General features: G+C 70.8%; 20 protein-coding genes and 1 tRNA gene. 5 read left to right on the top strand and 16 right to left on the bottom strand.

Annotated features, from left to right (window positions below; genetic code table 11):
• The first annotated feature begins 78 nt into the window (after positions 1-78).
• Positions 79-1,296, top strand: coding sequence for an acetyl-CoA C-acetyltransferase (locus AWQ71_RS20000; protein WP_067135364.1), 1,218 nt, complete (start codon positions 79-81; stop codon positions 1,294-1,296).
• Between the two features lie 3 nt (positions 1,297-1,299).
• Here the strand turns inward: AWQ71_RS20000 and AWQ71_RS19995 are convergent, their stop codons facing one another.
• The 5 genes from AWQ71_RS19995 to AWQ71_RS19975 all read right to left on the bottom strand — a co-directional run bounded on the left by AWQ71_RS19995 (position 1,300) and on the right by AWQ71_RS19975 (position 5,921).
• Complete coding sequence (locus AWQ71_RS19995; protein ID WP_067135363.1) at positions 1,300-1,710, bottom strand: PPOX class F420-dependent oxidoreductase; 411 nt, start codon at positions 1,708-1,710, stop codon at positions 1,300-1,302.
• 49 nt (positions 1,711-1,759) lie between these two features.
• Positions 1,760-1,987: a DUF4287 domain-containing protein gene (locus AWQ71_RS19990; RefSeq protein WP_067135593.1), complete on the bottom strand. Its 228-nt coding sequence runs from the start codon at positions 1,985-1,987 to the stop codon at positions 1,760-1,762.
• A 108-nt stretch (positions 1,988-2,095) separates the two neighbouring features.
• The gene (locus AWQ71_RS19985; protein WP_067135362.1) at positions 2,096-2,884 is read right to left on the bottom strand and encodes a Bax inhibitor-1/YccA family protein; all 789 of its coding nucleotides are present in this window, start codon (positions 2,882-2,884) and stop codon (positions 2,096-2,098) included.
• Positions 2,885-3,037: 153 nt separating this feature from the next.
• A complete protein-coding gene (locus tag AWQ71_RS19980) occupies positions 3,038-4,306 on the bottom strand; it encodes an NAD(P)/FAD-dependent oxidoreductase (protein ID WP_067135361.1) in 1,269 nt (422 codons plus the stop codon).
• Positions 4,307-4,385: 79 nt separating this feature from the next.
• Positions 4,386-5,921, bottom strand: coding sequence for a PucR family transcriptional regulator (locus AWQ71_RS19975; protein ID WP_067135360.1), 1,536 nt, complete (start codon positions 5,919-5,921; stop codon positions 4,386-4,388).
• A 152-nt stretch (positions 5,922-6,073) separates the two neighbouring features.
• Between AWQ71_RS19975 and AWQ71_RS19970 the strand changes: the two genes are divergently transcribed.
• Positions 6,074-6,550, top strand: a complete 477-nt coding sequence (locus tag AWQ71_RS19970; protein ID WP_067135359.1) for a GreA/GreB family elongation factor — start codon at positions 6,074-6,076, stop codon at positions 6,548-6,550.
• A gap of 97 nt (positions 6,551-6,647) precedes the next feature.
• Positions 6,648-7,268, top strand: a complete 621-nt coding sequence (locus tag AWQ71_RS19965) for a pentapeptide repeat-containing protein (protein WP_067135358.1) — start codon at positions 6,648-6,650, stop codon at positions 7,266-7,268.
• A 151-nt stretch (positions 7,269-7,419) separates the two neighbouring features.
• Here AWQ71_RS19965 and AWQ71_RS19960 read toward each other — a convergent pair whose 3' ends face one another.
• Entirely contained in the window at positions 7,420-9,486 is a 2,067-nt protein-coding gene (locus AWQ71_RS19960) for a sensor histidine kinase (RefSeq protein ID WP_084259075.1), read from the bottom strand.
• Complete coding sequence (locus tag AWQ71_RS19955) at positions 9,479-10,147, bottom strand: response regulator transcription factor (protein WP_174550731.1); 669 nt, start codon at positions 10,145-10,147, stop codon at positions 9,479-9,481. Before AWQ71_RS19955 ends, AWQ71_RS19960 begins: the two co-directional genes overlap by 8 nt.
• Positions 10,148-10,331: 184 nt before the next feature.
• Here AWQ71_RS19955 and AWQ71_RS19950 point away from each other — a divergent pair, with 184 nt between their 5' ends.
• Both AWQ71_RS19950 and AWQ71_RS19945 read left to right on the top strand, forming a co-directional pair.
• The gene (locus AWQ71_RS19950; protein WP_067135357.1) at positions 10,332-10,709 is read left to right on the top strand and encodes a hypothetical protein; all 378 of its coding nucleotides are present in this window, start codon (positions 10,332-10,334) and stop codon (positions 10,707-10,709) included.
• Entirely contained in the window at positions 10,706-11,428 is a 723-nt protein-coding gene (locus AWQ71_RS19945; RefSeq protein ID WP_157570451.1) for a DUF4386 family protein, read from the top strand. The genes AWQ71_RS19950 and AWQ71_RS19945 overlap by 4 nt, the downstream gene beginning before the upstream one ends.
• An 84-nt stretch (positions 11,429-11,512) precedes the next feature.
• Here AWQ71_RS19945 and AWQ71_RS19940 read toward each other — a convergent pair.
• From AWQ71_RS19940 to eno, 9 genes are all read right to left on the bottom strand, one after another.
• Positions 11,513-11,585, bottom strand: a tRNA-Leu gene (locus AWQ71_RS19940).
• 133 nt (positions 11,586-11,718) lie between these two features.
• A complete protein-coding gene (locus AWQ71_RS19935) occupies positions 11,719-13,089 on the bottom strand; it encodes an NAD(P)/FAD-dependent oxidoreductase (RefSeq protein WP_067135354.1) in 1,371 nt (456 codons plus the stop codon).
• 151 nt (positions 13,090-13,240) lie between these two features.
• Complete coding sequence (locus AWQ71_RS19930) at positions 13,241-14,035, bottom strand: uracil-DNA glycosylase (RefSeq protein WP_067135353.1); 795 nt, start codon at positions 14,033-14,035, stop codon at positions 13,241-13,243.
• A 49-nt stretch (positions 14,036-14,084) separates the two neighbouring features.
• Entirely contained in the window at positions 14,085-15,095 is a 1,011-nt protein-coding gene (locus tag AWQ71_RS19925) for an HAAS signaling domain-containing protein (RefSeq protein WP_067135352.1), read from the bottom strand.
• A complete protein-coding gene (locus AWQ71_RS19920; protein ID WP_067135351.1) occupies positions 15,092-15,421 on the bottom strand; it encodes a PadR family transcriptional regulator in 330 nt (109 codons plus the stop codon). Before AWQ71_RS19920 ends, AWQ71_RS19925 begins: the two co-directional genes overlap by 4 nt.
• Before the next feature lie 69 nt (positions 15,422-15,490).
• Positions 15,491-16,462, bottom strand: a complete 972-nt coding sequence (locus tag AWQ71_RS19915; protein ID WP_067135350.1) for a Ppx/GppA phosphatase family protein — start codon at positions 16,460-16,462, stop codon at positions 15,491-15,493.
• The gene (locus AWQ71_RS19910; RefSeq protein WP_157570450.1) at positions 16,459-16,974 is read right to left on the bottom strand and encodes a DUF501 domain-containing protein; all 516 of its coding nucleotides are present in this window, start codon (positions 16,972-16,974) and stop codon (positions 16,459-16,461) included. Before AWQ71_RS19910 ends, AWQ71_RS19915 begins: the two co-directional genes overlap by 4 nt.
• A gap of 13 nt (positions 16,975-16,987) precedes the next feature.
• Positions 16,988-17,386: an FtsB family cell division protein gene (locus tag AWQ71_RS19905; protein ID WP_084259074.1), complete on the bottom strand. Its 399-nt coding sequence runs from the start codon at positions 17,384-17,386 to the stop codon at positions 16,988-16,990.
• Positions 17,387-17,508: 122 nt separating this feature from the next.
• Positions 17,509-18,789, bottom strand: coding sequence for a phosphopyruvate hydratase (eno, locus tag AWQ71_RS19900; RefSeq protein ID WP_067135347.1), 1,281 nt, complete (start codon positions 18,787-18,789; stop codon positions 17,509-17,511).
• Positions 18,790-18,807 lie beyond the last annotated feature (18 nt).

Below are 18,807 nucleotides of genomic sequence, written 5' to 3'. Positions count from 1 at the left end.
GCAGAAAAGGACTAGGAGCGTCTGACGAATGCCGCTCAGGGCTTGGTTGGTCAGACGCGACGCAGGCAGGAGAGCCCCATGCCCGAGGCAGTCATCGTCGCGACGGCCCGCTCGCCGATCGGACGCGCTTTCAAGGGATCGCTGAAGGACATCCGCCCGGACGACCTCACCGTTCAGATGGTCCGCGCCGCGCTGGCCAAGGTCCCCCAGCTCGACCCGAACGACATCGACGACCTGATGCTCGGCTGCGGCCTGCCGGGCGGCGAGCAGGGCTTCAACATGGCCCGCGTCGTCGCGACGCTGCTCGGGCTGGACGGCGTGCCCGGCACCACGATCACCCGCTACTGCTCCTCGTCCCTGCAGACCACCCGGATGGCGATGCACGCGATCCGGGCCGGCGAGGGCGACGTCTTCGTCTCCGCCGGGGTGGAGTGCGTCTCCCGGTTCGCCAAGGGCAGCTCCGACAGCCTGCCCGACACGCAGAACCCCCTCTTCGCGGGAGCGGCCGCCCGTACGGCACGGCTGGCCGAGGGCGGCCAGGACTGGCACGACCCCCGCGAGGACGGCGCACTGCCGGACGTCTACCTCGCGATGGGGCAGACCGCCGAGAACGTGGCCCGCCTCAAGGGCGTCTCACGGCAGGAGCAGGACGAGTTCGGCGTCCGCTCGCAGAACCTGGCCGAGAAGGCGATCGCGAACGGCTTCTGGGAGACGGACATCACCCCGGTCACGCTGCCCGACGGCACCGTGGTGAGCAAGGACGACGGGCCGCGCCCGGGCACCACGTACGAGGCGGTGTCGCAGCTCAAGCCGGTCTTCCGCCCCGACGGCACCGTCACCGCGGGCAACTGCTGCCCGCTGAACGACGGCGCCGCCGCGGTCGTCATCATGAGCGACACCAAGGCGGCGTCCCTCGGAATCACGCCGCTCGCGCGGATCGTCTCCACCGGCGTGACCGGCCTCTCGCCCGAGATCATGGGCCTCGGCCCGATCGAGGCGTCGCGGCAGGCGCTCACCCGGGCCGGCATGTCCATCGGCGACGTCGACCTCGTCGAGATCAACGAGGCCTTCGCCGCCCAGGTCATCCCGTCCTATCGCGAGCTCGGCATCGACATCGACCGGCTCAACGTCAACGGCGGCGCGATCGCGGTCGGCCACCCGTTCGGCATGACCGGTGCCCGCATCACCTCCACGCTGCTCAACAGTCTGCGCTTCCACGACAAGACGATCGGGCTGGAGACCATGTGCGTCGGCGGCGGCCAGGGCATGGCCATGATCGTCGAGCGGCTGAGCTGAGCGTCAGCCCTGGAAGTCGGGACCGGCGCGGTCGATCGCGATGCGGATGATCACCCGCCGTTCCTGCTCCATCACGGCGCGGTACTCGTCCCAGTCGGGGTGCTCGCCCCTGATGTCGCGGTAGTAGTTCACCAGCCGCTCCATCGCGTCGGGGAGCGAGATGATCTCCGCGGTGCCTGTGATCTGTACCCATTCGCCGTAGAAGGCGTCGGTGGTGACGGTGAGGAACACCTGGGGGTTCCGGCGCAGGTTGCGCGTCTTGACGGCCGTCTCACGGCTGCTGACGACGGCGTACCCGTCGCGATCGACGCCGACGGTGACGGGCGACATCTGCGGCCGCCCGTCGGCGTGCCAGGTGAGCATTACCGCCTGGTGGTTGTTCTTGAGGAACTCGCGTGCCTTGTCCACATCCATGGACACAATGATGCGCCCGCGCCGGGACGGCGCGGGCGCAGGCGAGAGATCAGAACTGCCGACCCCTGCGACGCCGCTCGTGCTCCAGCACGATGGCGACCGCGTAGCCGTGCGTGAGCCCGTGCTCGTCGGCGAGCCAGTTGGCCCGCTCGTCGCATCGCAGGAATGACGGGCCGTTGTCGATCGTCTGGAACCACTCGGGGAGGTCGCGTCCGGTTATCGTCGGGACACGGGCGATGAGCTTGGTCTGGGTCTCCGGTGAGTGGTTCAACGTCATGAGCACCTCCACGGATAAGGCTCCTTTGGGCTCGACACTGCCTCACCCGTCCCGGCTTGACAAGACCTCGACGGAAATCGTTTCGTTATGAAATCTTGATCATATGGACTAGTCGTTGTCCGTGAAGTAGCTGATGAATCGAAGGATCTCCAGGTATAGCCACACCAGGCTCAGCGTCAGGCCGAAGGCCATCAACCAGGAGTACCTCGCCGGGGCGCCCGCGCGCACCCCGCTCTCGATCTCGTCGAAGTCCAGGAGCAGGAAGAAGCAGCCGAGCAGGATCATCGCGATGCTGAAGATCCAGCCGATCGGGTTGTCGGCCCGCAGACCGAGGCCGCCGGTCACGAAGAAGCCGGCGATCCAGTTCACCAGCATGAGCCCGACGGCGGCCATGGCGGCGCCGATGACGAACTTGGTGAACTTCGGCGTGGGACGGAAGATCTTCAGCGTGTAGACGGCGAGCGTGCCGCCGAAGGCCAGCATCGTGCCGAGCACGGCCTGCAGGACGATGCCGTGGAAGACGTAGTCGTACGTGCGGCTGAGCACGCCGATGGCGACGCCGTAACAGAGGGCGTACCCGAGGATGAGCGCCGGGTTGGTGCTCTGCCGGAACGAGACGATCAGCCCGAGGATCAGACCGACGATCATCGCGGGGGCCGCGACGGACCAGCCGAGGCCCAGGTACCACGCGACGGCCGCCGAGAGGACGAGCGTGCCGAGGGTCATGAAACCGCGCACGACGACGTCGTCGATCGTCATCGCGCGCTCAGCCGGCGGCGCGTACGAGGGCGCGGTGTACATCTCGTTGAGCTGCTGGACGCTGGGCGTCGGACCGCCCCAGGCCGGTTGACCTCCGGCGGCGCCCCGCTGGCTGAATATGGGGTTTCTGCTCTCCACCTCTGGCCTCCGACTCTCCGATCAGCGTGCGACGCCAGCATCCCAAGCCGGCGCCACGCCAGTCCACTGGCGTTTACAACGATCGTCAGACGGGCGGAGTTCCCCACCGGAGTTCCCGGGAAAGGAAGCTCCGGTGGGGTGGGCCCTCCCGCGTCAGCGGGTCGGGCTGAAGGCGCGCAGCTCGGCGGGCTGCTTGCCGAGGACGATCTGCTCGGCGAGCAGCTGACCGGTCACCGGGCCGAGGGTGACGCCCCACATACCGTGGCCCCCGGCGATGTAGACGCTGGGCACCCGAGTGCCGCCGATGAGCGGAAGCCCGTCGGGGGTGACGGGACGGGGGCCGACCCAGGTGTCGGTCCGCTTCGACCAGTCGACTCCCGTGAGCAGCGGCCGGCTGGCCTTGATGATCGAGGCGACCCGGCCGGTGTCCAGCGGGTGGTCGGGCGAGCGGAACTCCATGGTCCCGGCCACCCGGAGCTGGCCCTGGTACGGCGTGCAGGCGACGCGGGTGGCGGGGAAGTAGATCGGGCACGGAACGGTCTGCTCGGTCGGCACGGTGAACGAGTACCCACGGCCGGCTTGGACGGGGGTGCGCACGCCCAGCGGCCGGGCGAGGTCGTTCAGCCACGCTCCCGTCGCGATCACGACCGCGTCCGCGTGCTCCGGGTCTCCCGCGTACGCCTCGACGGTGACACCGCGCGCGCCGTGGCGCAGGTTCCGCGCCGTGAAGCCGGTACGGATCCGGCCGCCGCGGGCGACCACGGCGTCCGCGAGCGACTGGGTGAAGGCACCGGGGTCGATGTAGCGCTGGCCGTCCAGCCGGATCGCCAGCTCGACGTTGGACGAGATCTGCGGGACCTCCGCGGCGACCTTGTCTCCGGGGATCTCCGTGAAGCTGATCTCCTGGCCGGAACGCAGGATCAGTTCCAGCTCACGGCGCAGGTCGTCCGCCTGGCCGGCCTTCTCGAAGGCGGCCATGATCGGCGCCTCGATCGTGGGGGCCTCGACGCCGTTCGAGGTCAGGACGTCGAAGGCGTCCAGGCACAGGGCGTTGATCGGGCGGTAGGACTGCATGCCGCGCTCCCACTGCCGCATGGTGCAGTGGGTGGCGAACTTGGTGAGGAAGGCCCACAGCCGCGGGTCCGGCTTGGTCGGAATGTACAACGGCGCATCACGGTCGAGCAGCGAGCGCATGCCGTACCGGAGAACGCTGGGCTCGGGCAGCGGGATGGCGAGGCCGGGCGACAGCCAACCGGCGTTACCCCAGGACGCACCGGCGGCCACTCCGGCCCGGTCGACCACCGTGACCTCGACTCCTCGCTCCTGGAGGAACCACGCCACCGACAGGCCGACCATGCCGGCCCCGACCACCACGACGCTGCGCGGTGACTTTTCCTCCGCCACGACAACTCTCCCTTTCATGAGACGACATATTCAGGATGGATGCCGTTAAGGAGATACGAGCTGCCAAATTCGAACAATGGATCAGGCTGCGGTTGTCCTATCCGAACATGACCGCGCCGACTTCAAGTGCGATCATCATCGCCAGGCGCTTGCGCGGGTCGTCCAGGTCCAGCCGGGTGATCTCGGACATCTTCCGCAGCCGGTACCGGACCGTGTTGGGATGGACCGCCAGCCGCGCCGACGCCTCCCGCAGGTCGCCCTGGGCACGGAGCAGGGCGCGCAGGGTCGGAACGTACTCGCTGCCGTGCTCGGCGTCGTGGCGGGCCAGGTCCACGACCGGGCCCGTGGTGGGCATCCGCCCCGCCGCGGCCGCGCCGGCCAGGCGGCGCAGCAGGATCCGGTCCCAGACGGCGTCGTACGTGACGGGCAGTTCGGCGTCCGGATCCGACATGTGGACGGCGAGGCTCTCGTCCGCCTCGCTGCGGCTGGCCGGGAGCTGGGAGACGTCGGCGGGACCGCCGACCCCCGCCCACACCCGCGCGTCCGAGGGAAGCTCGCGCGCGAGCGCGCGCACCCAGGCACACGCCGCCTCCGCCTCCTTGCCGCCGGACAGCACGGTGTACAGCACGTCGCCGACCAGGGCGCTGCGGCCGGGCCGCGACCAGGTGAAACCGATGGTCGCGTGGCGCGCGGCGAGCAGCATCGCGTCCGCTCCTCCGTCGGCGCGCAGCGCGACGACCCGCAGGTCGGTCGCGGGCAGCCCGAGCCGTAGCAGCGCGGCCGGCGCGTCGGTGCCGCCCTCGATCAGGCTCTGCACCAGGTCGCCCTCCACCCGGCGCTCCAGGTCGGCGCTCGCGCGGGTGGTCAGCAGGTGGGTCGCGGCCACCCGCGCCCCGGCGACCAGCGCCGCGTTCTGCCCCAGGGTGAGGGGGCCGTCGACCTCGACCCAGACCGAGCCGAGCAGCTCGCGGCCGGCGCGCACGGCCACGACGACGCGCGCGGTCAGCTCGGAGCTGAGCTCGGGCACGAACAGCGGCTCGTCCGACTCGTCCAGGTGGGCGAACACGCCCTGGCTGCGCAACGCCTCCAGGGTCTCGTCCGGCACGCGACGGCCGAGGATGGTGCGCAGCCGTGCCTGGTCCACGTCCTGCTGCCGGTGGGAGTAGGCGAGCACGCGGGCCTGGACGTCCTCGATGGTCACCGGGCCGCCGACGGCTCCGGCGATGGTGTCGGCCAGGTCGAACAGGCCTCCCGGCGCGGCCGCCTTAGCCGCGGCGCGCTCGCCGAACACCAGCGTGTGGATCACCGCGACGAGCTGTCCCCAGGAGACGCCGGGATCGACGCGGACCACCGGGACCCCGGCGTCGCGAGCCGCACGGGCGACCCCCTCGTCCAGGGAGAAGGCGGCGCGCAGCACCAGCACGGCGGCGTCGGTGTCGGCCAGCACGCGGACGGCCCGCTCCGGGCTGTCGATGCCGACGCCGAGCATGACCTGATCACCCGCCGCCGTCCCCGGGTCGGACGGGTCGTACAGGGCCAGACCGCGCAGCATGGCACCCCGGTCGACCGGGCCCCGGCACTCGCGGACGCCGAGGGTGCCGAGGATGTCCAGGAGCTGCCCCAGGACCACCATCGCTCACGCTCGCAGAGTCACCGGACGCCGACATTCCCTCCAACGGTAGCCCAGATCGGACCTTTAATTTGTTTGACAGCTAGATATAATTGCACTGGGCACAGTCCGTACCGGGGCTGTGTCTTTGTGTTATGTGGATAAGGAGGCGCGACATGACCAGCACACAGCGGACATGGCTCACCCAGAATGCGTACGACCGGCTGCGAGAGGAGCTGGCCGAGCTGCTCGGGCACCGCACGGGCGACGGCGACGACGCCACGCCGCACGACCCGGACAGCAATGAAGAGATCATGGATCGGGAGCGGCGGCAGGCGCGCATCCACCAGATCGAGGACCTCCTGAAGAACGCGGTGGTCGGCGAGGACCCGCCGGACGACGGGGTCGCCGAGCCGGGCATGGTGCTGACCGTCCGCTACGAGGGCGAGGAGGAGACCGAGACCTTCCTCATGGGGCTCAGGGACGAGTCCGTGGGTGGCGACATCCCGGTCTACTCGCCCAACTCCCCGCTGGGCGTCGCGCTGACGGGCGCCAGGGAGGGCGAGGAGCGGACGTACGCGCTGCCCAACGGCCGGACGATGAAGGTGACGCTGGTCAGGGCCGTCCCCTTCGGGCATCACACAACCAGCTGAATCGACTGTCTCGACGCCCCCGGGCCGCCCGCGATTTTTGTCGTACCCCGGGGGCAGAATCATGCCCGCCACCGAACCCGACGTCAGGAGCCCACCCGTGGCCGTGCGCAAGTACGGTCGGCCGGCCGCGCCGACCTTCACCACCGTCCACGGCGCGGACTGGGACAGTGAGGACCTGTCGGGCCACGAGCACAACCAGGTCCTCTTCGTCGACGTCGACATGACCGAGGCGTTCGGTCACGGCGCCGTCTTCTCCGAGTGCACCTTCCGCGGCGTCAAGTTCAACGCGTCCACGCACACCGACGCCGCCTTCACCAACTGCACGTTCGTCCGGTGCTCGTTCTTCGACTCCACCTTCACCGGCTGCAAGATGGTGGGCAGCGTGTTCGACGGCTGCACCTTCGACCTGCTCAAGGTCGAGGGCGGGGACTGGTCCTTCGCCGGCCTCCCCGGCGCCGACCTGCGCGGCGCCACCTTCACCGACCTGCGGATGCGCGAGGCCGATCTCAGCGGCGCCCGGTTGGAAGGGGCGACCCTCCGCAAGGTGGACCTGTCCGGCGCCTGGCTCCGCGCGGCCACGCTCTCCCGGTGCGACCTGCGCGGCAGCGATCTGTCCTCCGTGGACCCGCTCTCCGCCGACCTCAAGGGCGCCGTGATCGACTTCCAGCAGGCCGTCATCCTCGCCACCGCCCTCGGTCTCGACGTCCGCGCCGAGTGACCCGCGCCCGGACGGCCCGTCGTTCGCCCCCTTTCATCGATACGCATCGGGATCCGCGACAGCGCCGGGTGCCCGGATCGCCGTAAAGATCCCGCTGTCGTACTGATGCCGTGACCTCATCCGGCGGCGCGAGGACGAAGCGGCCTCCCGATCACCCCCTCGGAGAAACAGGGTTCCCCGCAGCACCCACCGGTAGCCGGGCGACCACCTCCCAGCCGGTGGCCGTGGGACCGGCCGCGGCCGACCCGCCGAGTTCCTCGGCGCGATCGGAGATGGAACGCAGACCGAGCCCCGGGCTCCAGGGGTCCGGAGGGCCGCCGTCGTCCTGGACGGTCACGACGAGCTCGCGGTCGCACGAGACGGTGACCCGGCACCGTGTCGCGTCGGAGTGCCGCAGCACGTTGGCGAGCGCCTCGCTGGTGATGCGGTAGGCCGCGAGTTCGACCGCCGCCGAGAGCACGGGAAGCCGTGGGGGCGCCTGGACGTCGATGGCGACGCGCTCGCCGTGGTCACCGCGCAACGCGGCCACCTGCTGGTTGATCGCGCCGAGGAGACCGAGGTCGTCCAGCTCGATGGGGCGCAGACCGTAGACGACGCGCCGGACATGGTCGAGGGTGGCGCGCAGATCGGCGCGCACCTCGCCGAGCAGGCGCACGGCCTCGTCGGGGACGGAGCGGACGAGGTTGGACGCGGCATCGGCACGGAAGGTGACGCTGGCCAGCGTGGGGCCGAGCCCGTCATGAAGCTCCCGCTGCAGCCTGGCCCGTTCCGCCACGGCGGCCTCGACGGTGGCCGTGCGGGCGAGCTGTACCTGCTCCCGCAGGGTTATGGCGTGCAGGGCGACGGCCAGCGGGGTGGCGATGAGCTCCAGCGTCCTGCGGTCGGCCTCGTGAAGCTGCGACTCACCGCGGCGCAACCCCACGACGAGGGTGCCGACGAGGTCTCCGCGATACCCGAGTTCGATCTCGGCCGCCGGGCCGCCGTCCGTCGTGCCGGTCACGGCGAACCGGTCGCCCTGTGGTTCCCGCCGCAGGGCGAGCCACGGCAGGCGAAGCGCGGAGCCCGTCCTCTCCAGGACGCCCGCGAGATCGTCGTCGTCTCTGAGCCCCTGCCCGATCCGCCACGCCGTACGCGCCGGGTCGGATCGGGTGCCGTGGAAGGCCCGGTCCACCAGGCGCTGCAGGAACAGCCGCAGCGGCGTGAATCCGATGGCCACGACGATCGCCGCGGCGACCGACGCGCCGCGCAGCGCGCCCTCCGGGACGAGCAACGAGAATCCCGCGACGATCCCCGCGTACATGGCGATGATCATGCCATAGAGCAGCGTTCTGGAGAGCGCCAGCCGGATGTCGAACAGCTCGTAGCGGACGATCGCGATCCCGATCGCGACCGGGATCAGCACGAACGACAGCAGGAACAGGATCGGCCCGTCACCGGTGATCCAGCGCTGCCCGTTGAGCACCAGCATCGCCAGCACGGCGAGGATCAGCCAGAGCAACCGCCGGCGGGTGCCCTCGTCCCCGCGTACGTAGCGCAGCACGAGAGAGGCGATCACCAGCAATATGGTGGCGGCGCCGGCGACGGCCAGACCGATGTCGACAAACTCGGGGACGACGAGCCCCGCAGAGAGGATCGAGGAGACATCACGCCCATCCCCGAAGGGCGATCCATCGGAGAGCACTCCGGTGCCGAGCTGGTAGACGCCGTTGACCGTGATGAGCCAGGCCACCGGCCGCCAGCGCCGGCTCGGCAGGCGGCCGTCCGGGAAGAGCAGCAGCGCCAGCAGGAAGAGCCACCCGATGCCGACCTGCCACGCCGCCGTGTACACGGCGGACAGGCCGCGCACCAGCGGCGTCGGCGCGCCCGAGTGGATGGCGTACAGCTGGGCCATGCCCGCGGCCGCGGTCGTCAGATGACCGAGCCCGCTCACCAGGAACAACACCCCGATGACGTTGCGGGGGCGGAACCACGTGACGATCCCGCCCGAAGCCAGGAAGCCGAGCCCGATGGTGAGGTTGGTCAGCGAGTACGACTGAACGAAGATCGGCCAGGTGGTGCGTGCGGCCACGGCGGAGGCGGCCGCGCACAGGGTGAGGCCCGTTCCGGCCGCCAGCGCGCCGCCCACGCCCCACCGCGCACGGCGCGGCCCCGTGACGTCCGCGTCGTGGAGATCCGCCACGCCGGACGCGCCCGACGGCGGGGCGTCGCCGTCAGGCACGGCGGCCGAGCCCGGCGTCCTTGGCGATCACGATGGCCTCCGCGCGGGAGGCGACCCCGAGTTTGAGGAAGATCGCCGAGATGTGGTTGCCGATCGTCTTCGGGGACAACCCCAGCCGATGGGCGATCGCCCCGTTCGTGGCCCCGGTCGCGATCAGGTCGAGCACCTGCCGCTCACGTGGGGAGAGCGCGGGCAGCGCGGGTTCGTCCCTGCCCGCGGCGATCCTGCCCAGCACCGGCCCGGCCACAGCGCTGCTGAAGATCGCACCGCCCGCGGCGACGGCCCGGATGGCCCGCTCGATCTCGTCCTGCTCCGCCGACTTCAGCAGGTAACCGCGGGCGCCCGCATTCAACGCGTCGGCCACCAGCGTGTCCTCCTGGAACATGGTGAGTACGAGGACGGCGGTGCCGGGGTACTCCTTGCTGATCCGGCGCGTCGCCTCCACGCCGTCCAGGACGGGCATGCGCAGGTCCATGATGACCACGTCCGGCCGGTTTATCCCGATCTCGCGCAGCGCCTCGCGGCCCGTACCGGCCTGGGCGACGACCTCCATGCCCGGGAGGGTGGCCAGCAGCGCGGCGAGGCCGCGCCGGACGACCGGGTGATCGTCGGCGAGGAGCACCCGGATCGACGGGGTCTCGCCGACGGTGGGGGAGGTCATGAACGCATTATCGGCATCGGCCCGGCGCTCCGGTCCAGGGGCGTGACCCTACTGTCGCTGGGAAGTTTTCCCGGCCACCCCTATGCGAGAAAGGGGGATCGCCTCAAGCGGTACCGGCGGCCGAAATCGGACAGTGGCACCGGCTGCGATCGCAGCGTACGCCCCCGATAGAAGGAGCATCCCCATGTCCACCGCCGAAGCCGCCACGCCGGCCCGTCGCGCCGGCCTTCCCCTCCGCATCGGCCTCGTGCTGGGCGGACTGCTCGCCGTCGGCGACATCGCCACCTCGATCCCGCAGTTGGCCGACGACCCCATCGTCCCCGTCGCCTACATCGTGATCAGCGTGGTCGCGCTGGCGCTGACCCCGTTCGCGTGGGGCGGCGGCGCCGCCTGGGCGCGGTTCACCATCATCGTGACCCGGGTGCTCTCCGCCCTGGGCGCGGTGCCCGCGTTCCTGTATCCGGACGTTCCCGCGGGCTGGGTCGTCGCGGCCGCGGTCGGGATCGTCTTGGAACTCCTGGTCGTCGTGCTCCTGCTCGCCCGGCCGAGGTCGGCGCGATGACCGGCTCGGCCCTCGTCGCCCGCCGCGCGGGACGGGACATTCGTACAGCAACCAGGATCTTCTCCGCCGTCCTCATGCCGGTCGGCCCCGCGTGCGTGGCCGTCATCCGGCTGATCATCCCCGGTGGGTCGGGCGACGTCGGCGCCGAGGTCGCCGCCGACCCCGGTGCCCAGCGGCTCGTGCTGCTCCTCGCCATCCCGGCGCTGTTCACCCTCCTGCCCGGGGCGTTCGCGGCGCTACGCCTGGGGCGAAGGCACCGTCCCACGCTGACCGTGTGGACCGCCGCGTTCCTGATCCCCGGCTACCTGGCCATGACGGTGCTCGCGGCCGGGGACACCGCCGTACTGGCCGCGACCGACATCGGCCTGGAGCCGGCGACCGTGACCAGGCTGAGCGACGAGATCCTGAGCCTGACGCTGTTCGAAGGCCTCGTCTTCGTCGTCGGCCACATCGTCGGAACCGTCCTGCTGGGAGTCCTCGCCTGGCGGGCGCGGCTCATGCCCCGATGGGCCGCCATCCTGCTGCTGTTGTCCCAGCCCACGCATCTCGTGGCCATCGTCATCGTCAACCCATGGCTCGACCTCGTGGCCTGGGGATGTACCGCGCTGGGGATGCTCTTCTTCGGCATCCGGGCGCTGCGCACCTCGAACGACGAGTGGGACCTTCCGCCGCTGTCCTCCTCGCTCACCGGCGAGCCGGCGGACGCCCGCAACCCGTGAGCTGCTGTCGCAGGCGGCCGCGATCATGTTCCCGCAGGTCGTGGGGACACCGTCGGGAGGGCCGTCACCCGGGGGAGGCAGAAGTGCCCCCGGTGGGACTCGAACCCACACCGGAGCCCTTTTAAGGGGCTTGCCTCTGCCATTGGGCTACGGGGGCGCCGCGATCATACGTCACGGATCACTCATCTGTAACTGGTTGGACCTTACGCCGCTTCCCCTTCTTCCGGACATGGAAAGCCGTACGGCGCGCGTCCCCAGGTGGGGGCGCACGCCGTACGGGTGAGCGAGTTTTACTTCTTCTTCGGCATCGTGGCGGCAGCCGCCCTGAAGTCGTCGCGCGGGTGCTCGATCTCGCCGAGCGACACCGTCTCCCTGCGGAAGAAGAGGGACAGGGTCCAGTCGGCCACCACGCGGACCTTCCGGTTCACCGTGGGCACCCGGGACAGGTGGTAGGTCCGGTGCATGAACCACGCGGGGAATCCGCGCAGCTTGACGCCGTAGACGTTGGCCACGCCGCGGTAGAGGCCGAGGCCGGCGACCGACCCGGCGTACCTGTGCCGGTAGTCCGCGAGCTGCCCGCCCCGCAGGTACGCGGTGATGTTGTCACCGAGGACCTTCGACTGCCGTACGGCGTGCTGGGCGTTCGGGGCGCAGTACTGGCCGGCGTTGGTCATGTCGGGCACGCCCGCCACGTCACCGGCGGCGAACGCGTCCTTGGTGGCGGCGACCGTCAGCCGGGTGGTGGTCTTGATCCGGCCGCGCTCGTCGAGGGGCAGGTCGCAGGAGTTGACGACCGGGCTCGGCTTGACGCCGGCGGTCCACACGATCGTGGCCGACTCGAACTCGTCACCGTCCGAGGTCTTGACCAGGCCGCCCTCGCACGACTGGAGGAACGTCTCCAGCTTGAGCTCGATGCCGCGCTCGCGGAGCTGCTCGGCGGTCCACTTGCCCATCTCCGGGCCGACCTCGGGCAGGATCCGGTCCGACGCCTCGATGAGGACCCACCTCAGGTCCTTCTTCTCGATGCTCGGGTAGTACTTGATCGCGTCCTCGGTCATGTCCTCGAGCTCGGCGAGGGCCTCGATGCCCGCGAAGCCGCCGCCGACCACGACGAAGGTGAGCGCGCGGCGGCGCACGTCCTCATCGTCGCTGGTCTCGGCCCGGTCGAGCAGCGCGATCACGCGGTTGCGCAGCGCGATCGCCTCACCGACGGTCTTGAAGCCGATCGCGGCGTCCTCGAGACCGGGGATGGGCAGCGTCCGCGAGATGGAGCCGACCGCCATGACGATGACGTCGTACTCGATCTCCTGGTGCTGGCCCGCGGGAGGCTCGAACGTCACGGTCTTGGCCTCGTGGTGGATCTTGGAGACCATTCCGTTGAGGATGCGGATCTTGGGCAGGACCCGGCGCAGCGGCGCGACGACGTGGCGCGGGGAGATGTTCCCGGCCGCCGCCTCCGGAAGGAACGGCTGGTAGGTCATGTACGACCGGGGGTCGATGAGCGTGATCCGCACGGTCCCCTCGCGCAGCTCACGACGGAGCGTTCGCTGGAGTCGCAGGCCGGTGTAAAGACCCACGTATCCACCGCCGACGATGAGGATGTGCTTTGACTTGCGGTTCACCACGGGTGCCCTTCGTGTGTAGATCGCTTGTGAAAGCATTCACAAGGCTACGTCACACCGCTTGATCGATACCAATCCACCCCGGAAGAATCTGTCCATTTTTTCCGATTTTGAGTGGATCGGGACCATCTTCTCTGGGCAAAAACGGCGGAACTTTCAGGGGTGACCGAGTTCACATTCGTGAATCCGTTCACAAGCTCAGGGACGCCGCCCGTGAGAACACCGCGTCGAGCATCTCGGCCGTGACTCGGCCGGTAAAGGTGTTCTGCTGGCTCGGGTGATAGCAGCACAGCAGGTGCACCGTGCGCTCGCCGTACGACACCGCGGTCTCCCGCCCGTGGCCGAACGGAGGGCGGCTGCGGGGCAGGGCGTACCCCGCGGCGCGCAGCGCCGGCCACATCGCCTGCCAGGCGAACCCGCCGAGCGCGACGATCACCCGGGTGGACTCCGCGACCAGCGCCAGCTCCCTGACCAGCCACGGCGAGCAGGTGTCGCGCTCCTGCGTGGTCGGCTTGTTCGCCGGAGGCGCGCAGCGGACCGCCGCCATCACCCGCGCCCCGATCAGCCGCTGCCCGTCCCCCGCGTACGTGCTGGTCTCCTGCGCGGCCAGCCCCGTCCGGTGCAGCGAGGCGAACAGCCAGTCGCCGCTACGGTCCCCCGTGAAGATCCGGCCCGTACGGTTGCCCCCGTGGGCCGCCGGGGCCAGCCCGACGATGAGGACGCGGGGGTGGTCGTCGCCCCACCCGGGGACCGGCCGCCCCCAGTAGGTCTGGTCGGCGAAGGACTTCCGCTTGACGTCCGCGACCTCCTCCCGCCACTTCACCAGCGACGGGCAGGCCCGGCACACCGACTCCCGCGCCGTCAGCTCCGTGACCGTACGGCTCTCACCCGCGAGCCGTACGACGTCGGCGGCGTCCTGGGCGACCGGCGTGTCGGGCCGCGCCGGGTCGCCCGGCCAACCCGATCCAGGCGGTACGAAGCTCATGCCATCGATCGTGCCAGCTCCGCGCCCCTGCTCGGGCCGTTCTCCCCGGTCAGCGCCGCTCCGACGGGCGCGCCGACGGCTCCGCGGCCTTCTTCGCGGGCTTGCCGGACGGCTCAGGAGACGGGCCCGCCGACGACTCGGGAGACGGCTCGGCGGAGCCCTCCGGGGTGGCGGACGGCTGCGCCGTGTCGGAATCGCAGGCCGCGAGAACCGGGTTGCCGTTCTCGTCGAAGGCGCTCTCCAGCGGCAGCGGATAGGAGTTGGCCATCGGCGGCTCCCCCGCGCAGGACCGGACGATCCGCTTGCCGTACATCTCCGGTTCGAGGATGATCGGCCTGCCGTCCTGGTCGTAGAGCCGGACGTCGCTCAGCGCGGTGCCGTCCGCGGCGTACGGCACGATGTTGTAGATCTCGCCGCCGTCGAACGACCCCACGTTCCTGACCTCGACCGGCTGCGGGGAGCCACTCGCGGTCTCGTACACCCCCGTGTGGCCGGCCGCGGCGACGCCGACGAGCACGGCCCACGCCGCCCCCGCGTTGGCCAGGATCAGGGGCGTGCGCCGCCAGCCCGACCCGGCCCCCGCGACGGTTCGCCGGCCGAGCCACACCGACGCCCAGATCACCATGAGCGTGAACACCCAGGACACCGGATCGCCGGGGACCACCCCACCCCGCCCGATGGCCGACAGCACGACCAGGGCCAGCGCGTAACCGCGGATCGCCCACCACGCCGGACGGAGCTCCGGCAGGAAGGCCACGACCTGCCGGTACGGCGGGAGCCCCAGCAGCCGGCGATGGACCGCGCCCGGCACCGCGCCGGCCCGGCCGACGACCGATCTTCGCGGCCGGGCGGGGCGGCCCCCGTAGGCGGCCCTCAACTCGGCCGCGTACGCGGCGGGGGAACCGAGCCGTTCCTCCAGCGGCACGTCGGATTCGGCCGCCACCTCGGCCAGGTGGTCGTCGAGGTCCTCAAGCAGTTCGTCCCTGTCCTTCGCGGGCAGGTCGTCGAGTTCCGCGCGAACGGCGCGGGCGTACTCTTCCGGATCCGTCCGGGGGGTCATCCGGCACCTACCTCCTTGAGCAGGCCATCCATGGTGGCGGCGAAGGACGTCCAGGTCCTCGCCGAGTCGGAGAGAAGCGATCGGCCCACGTCGTTCAGGCCGTAGTACTTGCGGTGCGGCCCCTCGTCGGAGGCCACCACGTAGGAGGTGAGGGCCCCGGCCTTGAACAGCCGGCGGAGCGTGCCGTACACCGACGCGTCGCCGACGTCGTCGAGGCCGGCCTCGCGCAGGCGGCGCACGACGTCGTATCCGTAGCTGTCGCGGCCGTCGAGCACCGCGAGCACGGCCAGATCGAGGACGCCCTTGAGGAGCTGGCTACTGTCCACGCACCGCACAGTACTGTGCAATGCGCAATAGCTGCAACCGCATGACCCCGCGCGCGTGGGAGGAAAGGGTCAGACGAGCGACCAGGCGATGCCGTCGAGGATGTCGTGCTCGCTCACCACGACCTCGGAGAAGCCGTACCTGCGCACGATGCGGTCCAGGATGAGCGCGCCCGCGCCGATGACGTCGACCCGGCCCGGGTGCATCACCGGGATCGCGGCGCGCTCCTCGTGCGTGGAGGCGAGCAGCCGGGCGCTCACCTCGTGAACCCGCTCCGCCGGAATCCGCGAGTGGTGGATCGCCGCCGGATCGTACTCCGGCAGGCCGAGGGCGATGCCCGCGACCGTGGTGACCGATCCGGCCAGGCCGACCAGGCTGCGCGCCTCGCGGACCGGCACGGCCTCCTCGACCCGGTCCATCGCCGCCTCGATGTCGCCGATCATGGCCTGTACGGCCGGCTGCTCCGGCGGGTCCTGCCGGATGTGGCGCTCGGTCAGCCGGACGCAGCCGATGTCGACCGAGAGGGCGCCGTCCACCGCGTCCGCCCCGACGACGAACTCGGTCGAGCCGCCGCCGATGTCCACGACGAGGAAGGGCGCCTCGGGCCCCAGCGCGGCCAGGCCGCGCGTGGCGCCGGTGAACGACAGGCGGGCCTCCTCGGCGCCGGTCACCACCTCGGGATCGACCCCGAAGATCTCACGCACCCCCGCCGCGAAGTCCTCGCGGTTGGACGCGTCCCGCGTGGCGCTGGTGGCCACGACCCGGACCGGCATCACATCGGCGGGACGGACGCCGGCCGCGCCCCCGCCGTGCTCCACGATCAGCTTCGCGTAGCCGCGCATCGCGGCGAAGGTCCGCTCCAGGGCTTCGGGCGCGAGCTTGCCCGTGCGGTCCACCCCCTGGCCCAGCCGTACGATCTCCATCCGGCGCTCGACGTCGACCGGCTCGCCGAGCGCGGCGCCGCCCGAGGGGCCGGTGGGCAGGTCGGCGATGAGCAGACGCACCGAGTTCGTGCCGCAGTCGATCGCGGCGACCCGGATCATGACCGCTCCTCGACGCACGGGCTCACGCAGGGCCCGTCCGCCCACCAGTCGGGGAGCGCGTCGAGCGCCTCCCGCCCGAACGGGTTGATCCCCGGGACGGCCAGCTCGTGGCCGACGAGGGCGTGCAGGCACTTGACCCGCTCCGGCATGCCCCCGGAGCTCTGCATGTCGCGCGGGAGCGGCTCCATGCCCTCCTCCTCGGCCGCCTTGTCCCGGCGCGCGACGTAGTCCTCGTGCGCGGCCCGGTAGGCGGCGGCCAGATCCGGGTCCTCGGCCAGCCTGGCCTGCATGCGGCGCATCAGCCCCGACGACTCCAGCGTGCCGATCGCGGACGCCGCCTTGGGGCAGGTCAGGTAGAACAGCGTCGGGAACGGCGAGCCGTCGGGCAGCCGGGGCGCGGACTCCACCACGTCGGGCAGGCCGCAGGGACACCGGTGCGCCACCGCGCGTACACCGCGCGGCGGGCGCCCGAGCTGCGCCTCGACGGCCGCCAGATCGGCCGGATCAACCACCCTCGACACTCCTTCAGGAAGCGGCCCGCTGGCCGTCGGCGGTGTCCGCCGCCTGGACGGACTTCCAGATCGTCTCGTACCACGGGGCGACGCCGGCCTGCTTGCGCTCGGCCTTCGCCGGTACCGTGCCCTTCTTGCCGTCGAGCAGGACGTAGCACTTGGCGTCGGGCTCGCAGTAGTGCAGCCGCCTCTTGGCGAGCTGCTTGATGTACTCCGGATCCTCCAGCTTGCGGCGCTGGTCCTCCAGATTGCGCAGGTGCTGCAGCGCCCGCGACTGCTCCTGTTCCAGCTCGGCGATCTGCCGGCGCTGCGCGATGTACTCCCGGAAGGGGTAGGCGAGGCTCATCGCGATCGCGCACACGACGACCGCGAGGATCGCCGCGCGTCCCGTCAACTGCGGTCGCTTCGCCAACTCCGGCCACCTCCCGAACGCCCCGGCAGCGGGGCACCGTCCCGATGCGGGCTCATCGCGCCGAACGCCGCCCGCCCCGCGCCAAAACGCGTACGGCCGGCGGCGTTCGTCCAGAAACGACCTTAGCCCTGGAACCGGGGGAACGCGGCCCGGCCCGCGTAACGGGCGGCGTCGTCGAGCAGCTCCTCGATGCGCAGGAGCTGGTTGTACTTGGCGACACGGTCGGAACGGGCCGGGGCGCCGGTCTTGATCTGGCCGCAGTTCGTCGCCACCGCCAGGTCGGCGATCGTGGTGTCCTCGGTCTCGCCGGAACGGTGGCTCATCATGCAGCGGTAGCCGCTGCGGTGGGCCAGGTCGACCGCGTCCAGCGTCTCCGACAGCGTGCCGATCTGGTTGACCTTGACCAGCAGGGCGTTCGCCGCGCCCTCGCGGATGCCGCGCCCGAGCCGCTCGGGGTTGGTGACGAACAGGTCGTCGCCGACAAGCTGGACCTTGGCCCCGAGGGCGGCGGTGATGGCCCGCCAGCCGTCCCAGTCCTCCTCGTTCAGCGGGTCCTCGATCGAGACCAGCGGGTACGAGCGGACCAGGTCCTCGTAGAAGGAGATCAGCTCGGCGGCCGACAGGCCCTTGCCGTCGATGGTGTAGACGCCCTCGGAGTAGAACTCCGAGGCGGCCACGTCGAGCGCGAGGGCGATGTCCTGGCCCGGGGTGTACCCGGCCTTCTCGATCGCCACGAGGATCAGGTCGAGCGCGTCACGGTTCGACGGGAGGTTCGGCGCGAAGCCGCCCTCGTCGCCCAGACCGGTGGCGTACCCCTTCTCCTTCAGCACGCTCTTGAGCGCGTGGTACGTCTCGGTGCCCATGCGCACGGCGTCGGAGAACGTCTCGGCGCCGATCGGCGCGATCATGAACTCCTGGATGTCCACGTTCGTGTCGGCGTGCGCGCCGCCGTTCAGGATGTTCATCATCGGCACGGGCAGGACGTGCGCGTTGGGGCCGCCGACGTAGCGGAAGAGCGGCAGGCCGGCGCTGTCGGCCGCGGCCTTCGCGACGGCCAGCGAGACGCCGAGGAGGGCGTTGGCGCCGAGGCGGGCCTTGTTGGGCGTGCCGTCCAGGTCGATCATCGTCTGGTCGATCAGCCGCTGCTCCTCGGCGTCGAAGCCGATGATCTCGTCGGCGATCTCGTCGGTAACGCCGAGGACGGCCTTCTCGACGCCCTTGCCGAGGTAGCGCCTCTCGTCGCCGTCACGCAGCTCGACGGCCTCGAACTGGCCCGTCGAGGCGCCGCTCGGGACCGCGGCGCGGCCGGTGCTGTGATCGTCGAGCAGGACTTCGACCTCGACCGTGGGGTTGCCACGGGAGTCCAGGATCTCGCGGGCGGTAACGGCCTCGATGGCAGCCACGGATCGCTCCTAGCAATG

Source organism: Microtetraspora malaysiensis, from assembly GCF_001528665.1.
Lineage (GTDB): Bacteria > Actinomycetota > Actinomycetes > Streptosporangiales > Streptosporangiaceae > Microtetraspora_A > Microtetraspora_A malaysiensis.
Note: the sequence above shows the minus strand (reverse complement) of the source record. Positions and strands in the feature narration are given on the sequence as shown.

Excerpts from the sequence above, each read along its gene's own strand:
- AWQ71_RS20000 (WP_067135364.1), top strand. The coding sequence starts at position 79 with ATGCCCGAGGCAGTCATCGTCGCGACGGCCCGCTCGCCGATCGGACGC.
- AWQ71_RS19995 (WP_067135363.1), bottom strand. The coding sequence starts at position 1,710 with ATGGATGTGGACAAGGCACGCGAGTTCCTCAAGAACAACCACCAGGCG.
- AWQ71_RS19990 (WP_067135593.1), bottom strand. The coding sequence starts at position 1,987 with ATGACGTTGAACCACTCACCGGAGACCCAGACCAAGCTCATCGCCCGT.
- AWQ71_RS19980 (WP_067135361.1), bottom strand. The coding sequence starts at position 4,306 with ATGAAAGGGAGAGTTGTCGTGGCGGAGGAAAAGTCACCGCGCAGCGTC.
- AWQ71_RS19975 (WP_067135360.1), bottom strand. The coding sequence starts at position 5,921 with ATGGTGGTCCTGGGGCAGCTCCTGGACATCCTCGGCACCCTCGGCGTC.
- AWQ71_RS19970 (WP_067135359.1), top strand. The coding sequence starts at position 6,074 with ATGACCAGCACACAGCGGACATGGCTCACCCAGAATGCGTACGACCGG.
- AWQ71_RS19955 (WP_174550731.1), bottom strand. The coding sequence starts at position 10,147 with ATGACCTCCCCCACCGTCGGCGAGACCCCGTCGATCCGGGTGCTCCTC.
- AWQ71_RS19950 (WP_067135357.1), top strand. The coding sequence starts at position 10,332 with ATGTCCACCGCCGAAGCCGCCACGCCGGCCCGTCGCGCCGGCCTTCCC.
- AWQ71_RS19945 (WP_157570451.1), top strand. The coding sequence starts at position 10,706 with ATGACCGGCTCGGCCCTCGTCGCCCGCCGCGCGGGACGGGACATTCGT.
- AWQ71_RS19935 (WP_067135354.1), bottom strand. The coding sequence starts at position 13,089 with ATGCTTTCACAAGCGATCTACACACGAAGGGCACCCGTGGTGAACCGC.
- AWQ71_RS19930 (WP_067135353.1), bottom strand. The coding sequence starts at position 14,035 with ATGAGCTTCGTACCGCCTGGATCGGGTTGGCCGGGCGACCCGGCGCGG.
- AWQ71_RS19925 (WP_067135352.1), bottom strand. The coding sequence starts at position 15,095 with ATGACCCCCCGGACGGATCCGGAAGAGTACGCCCGCGCCGTTCGCGCG.
- AWQ71_RS19915 (WP_067135350.1), bottom strand. The coding sequence starts at position 16,462 with ATGATCCGGGTCGCCGCGATCGACTGCGGCACGAACTCGGTGCGTCTG.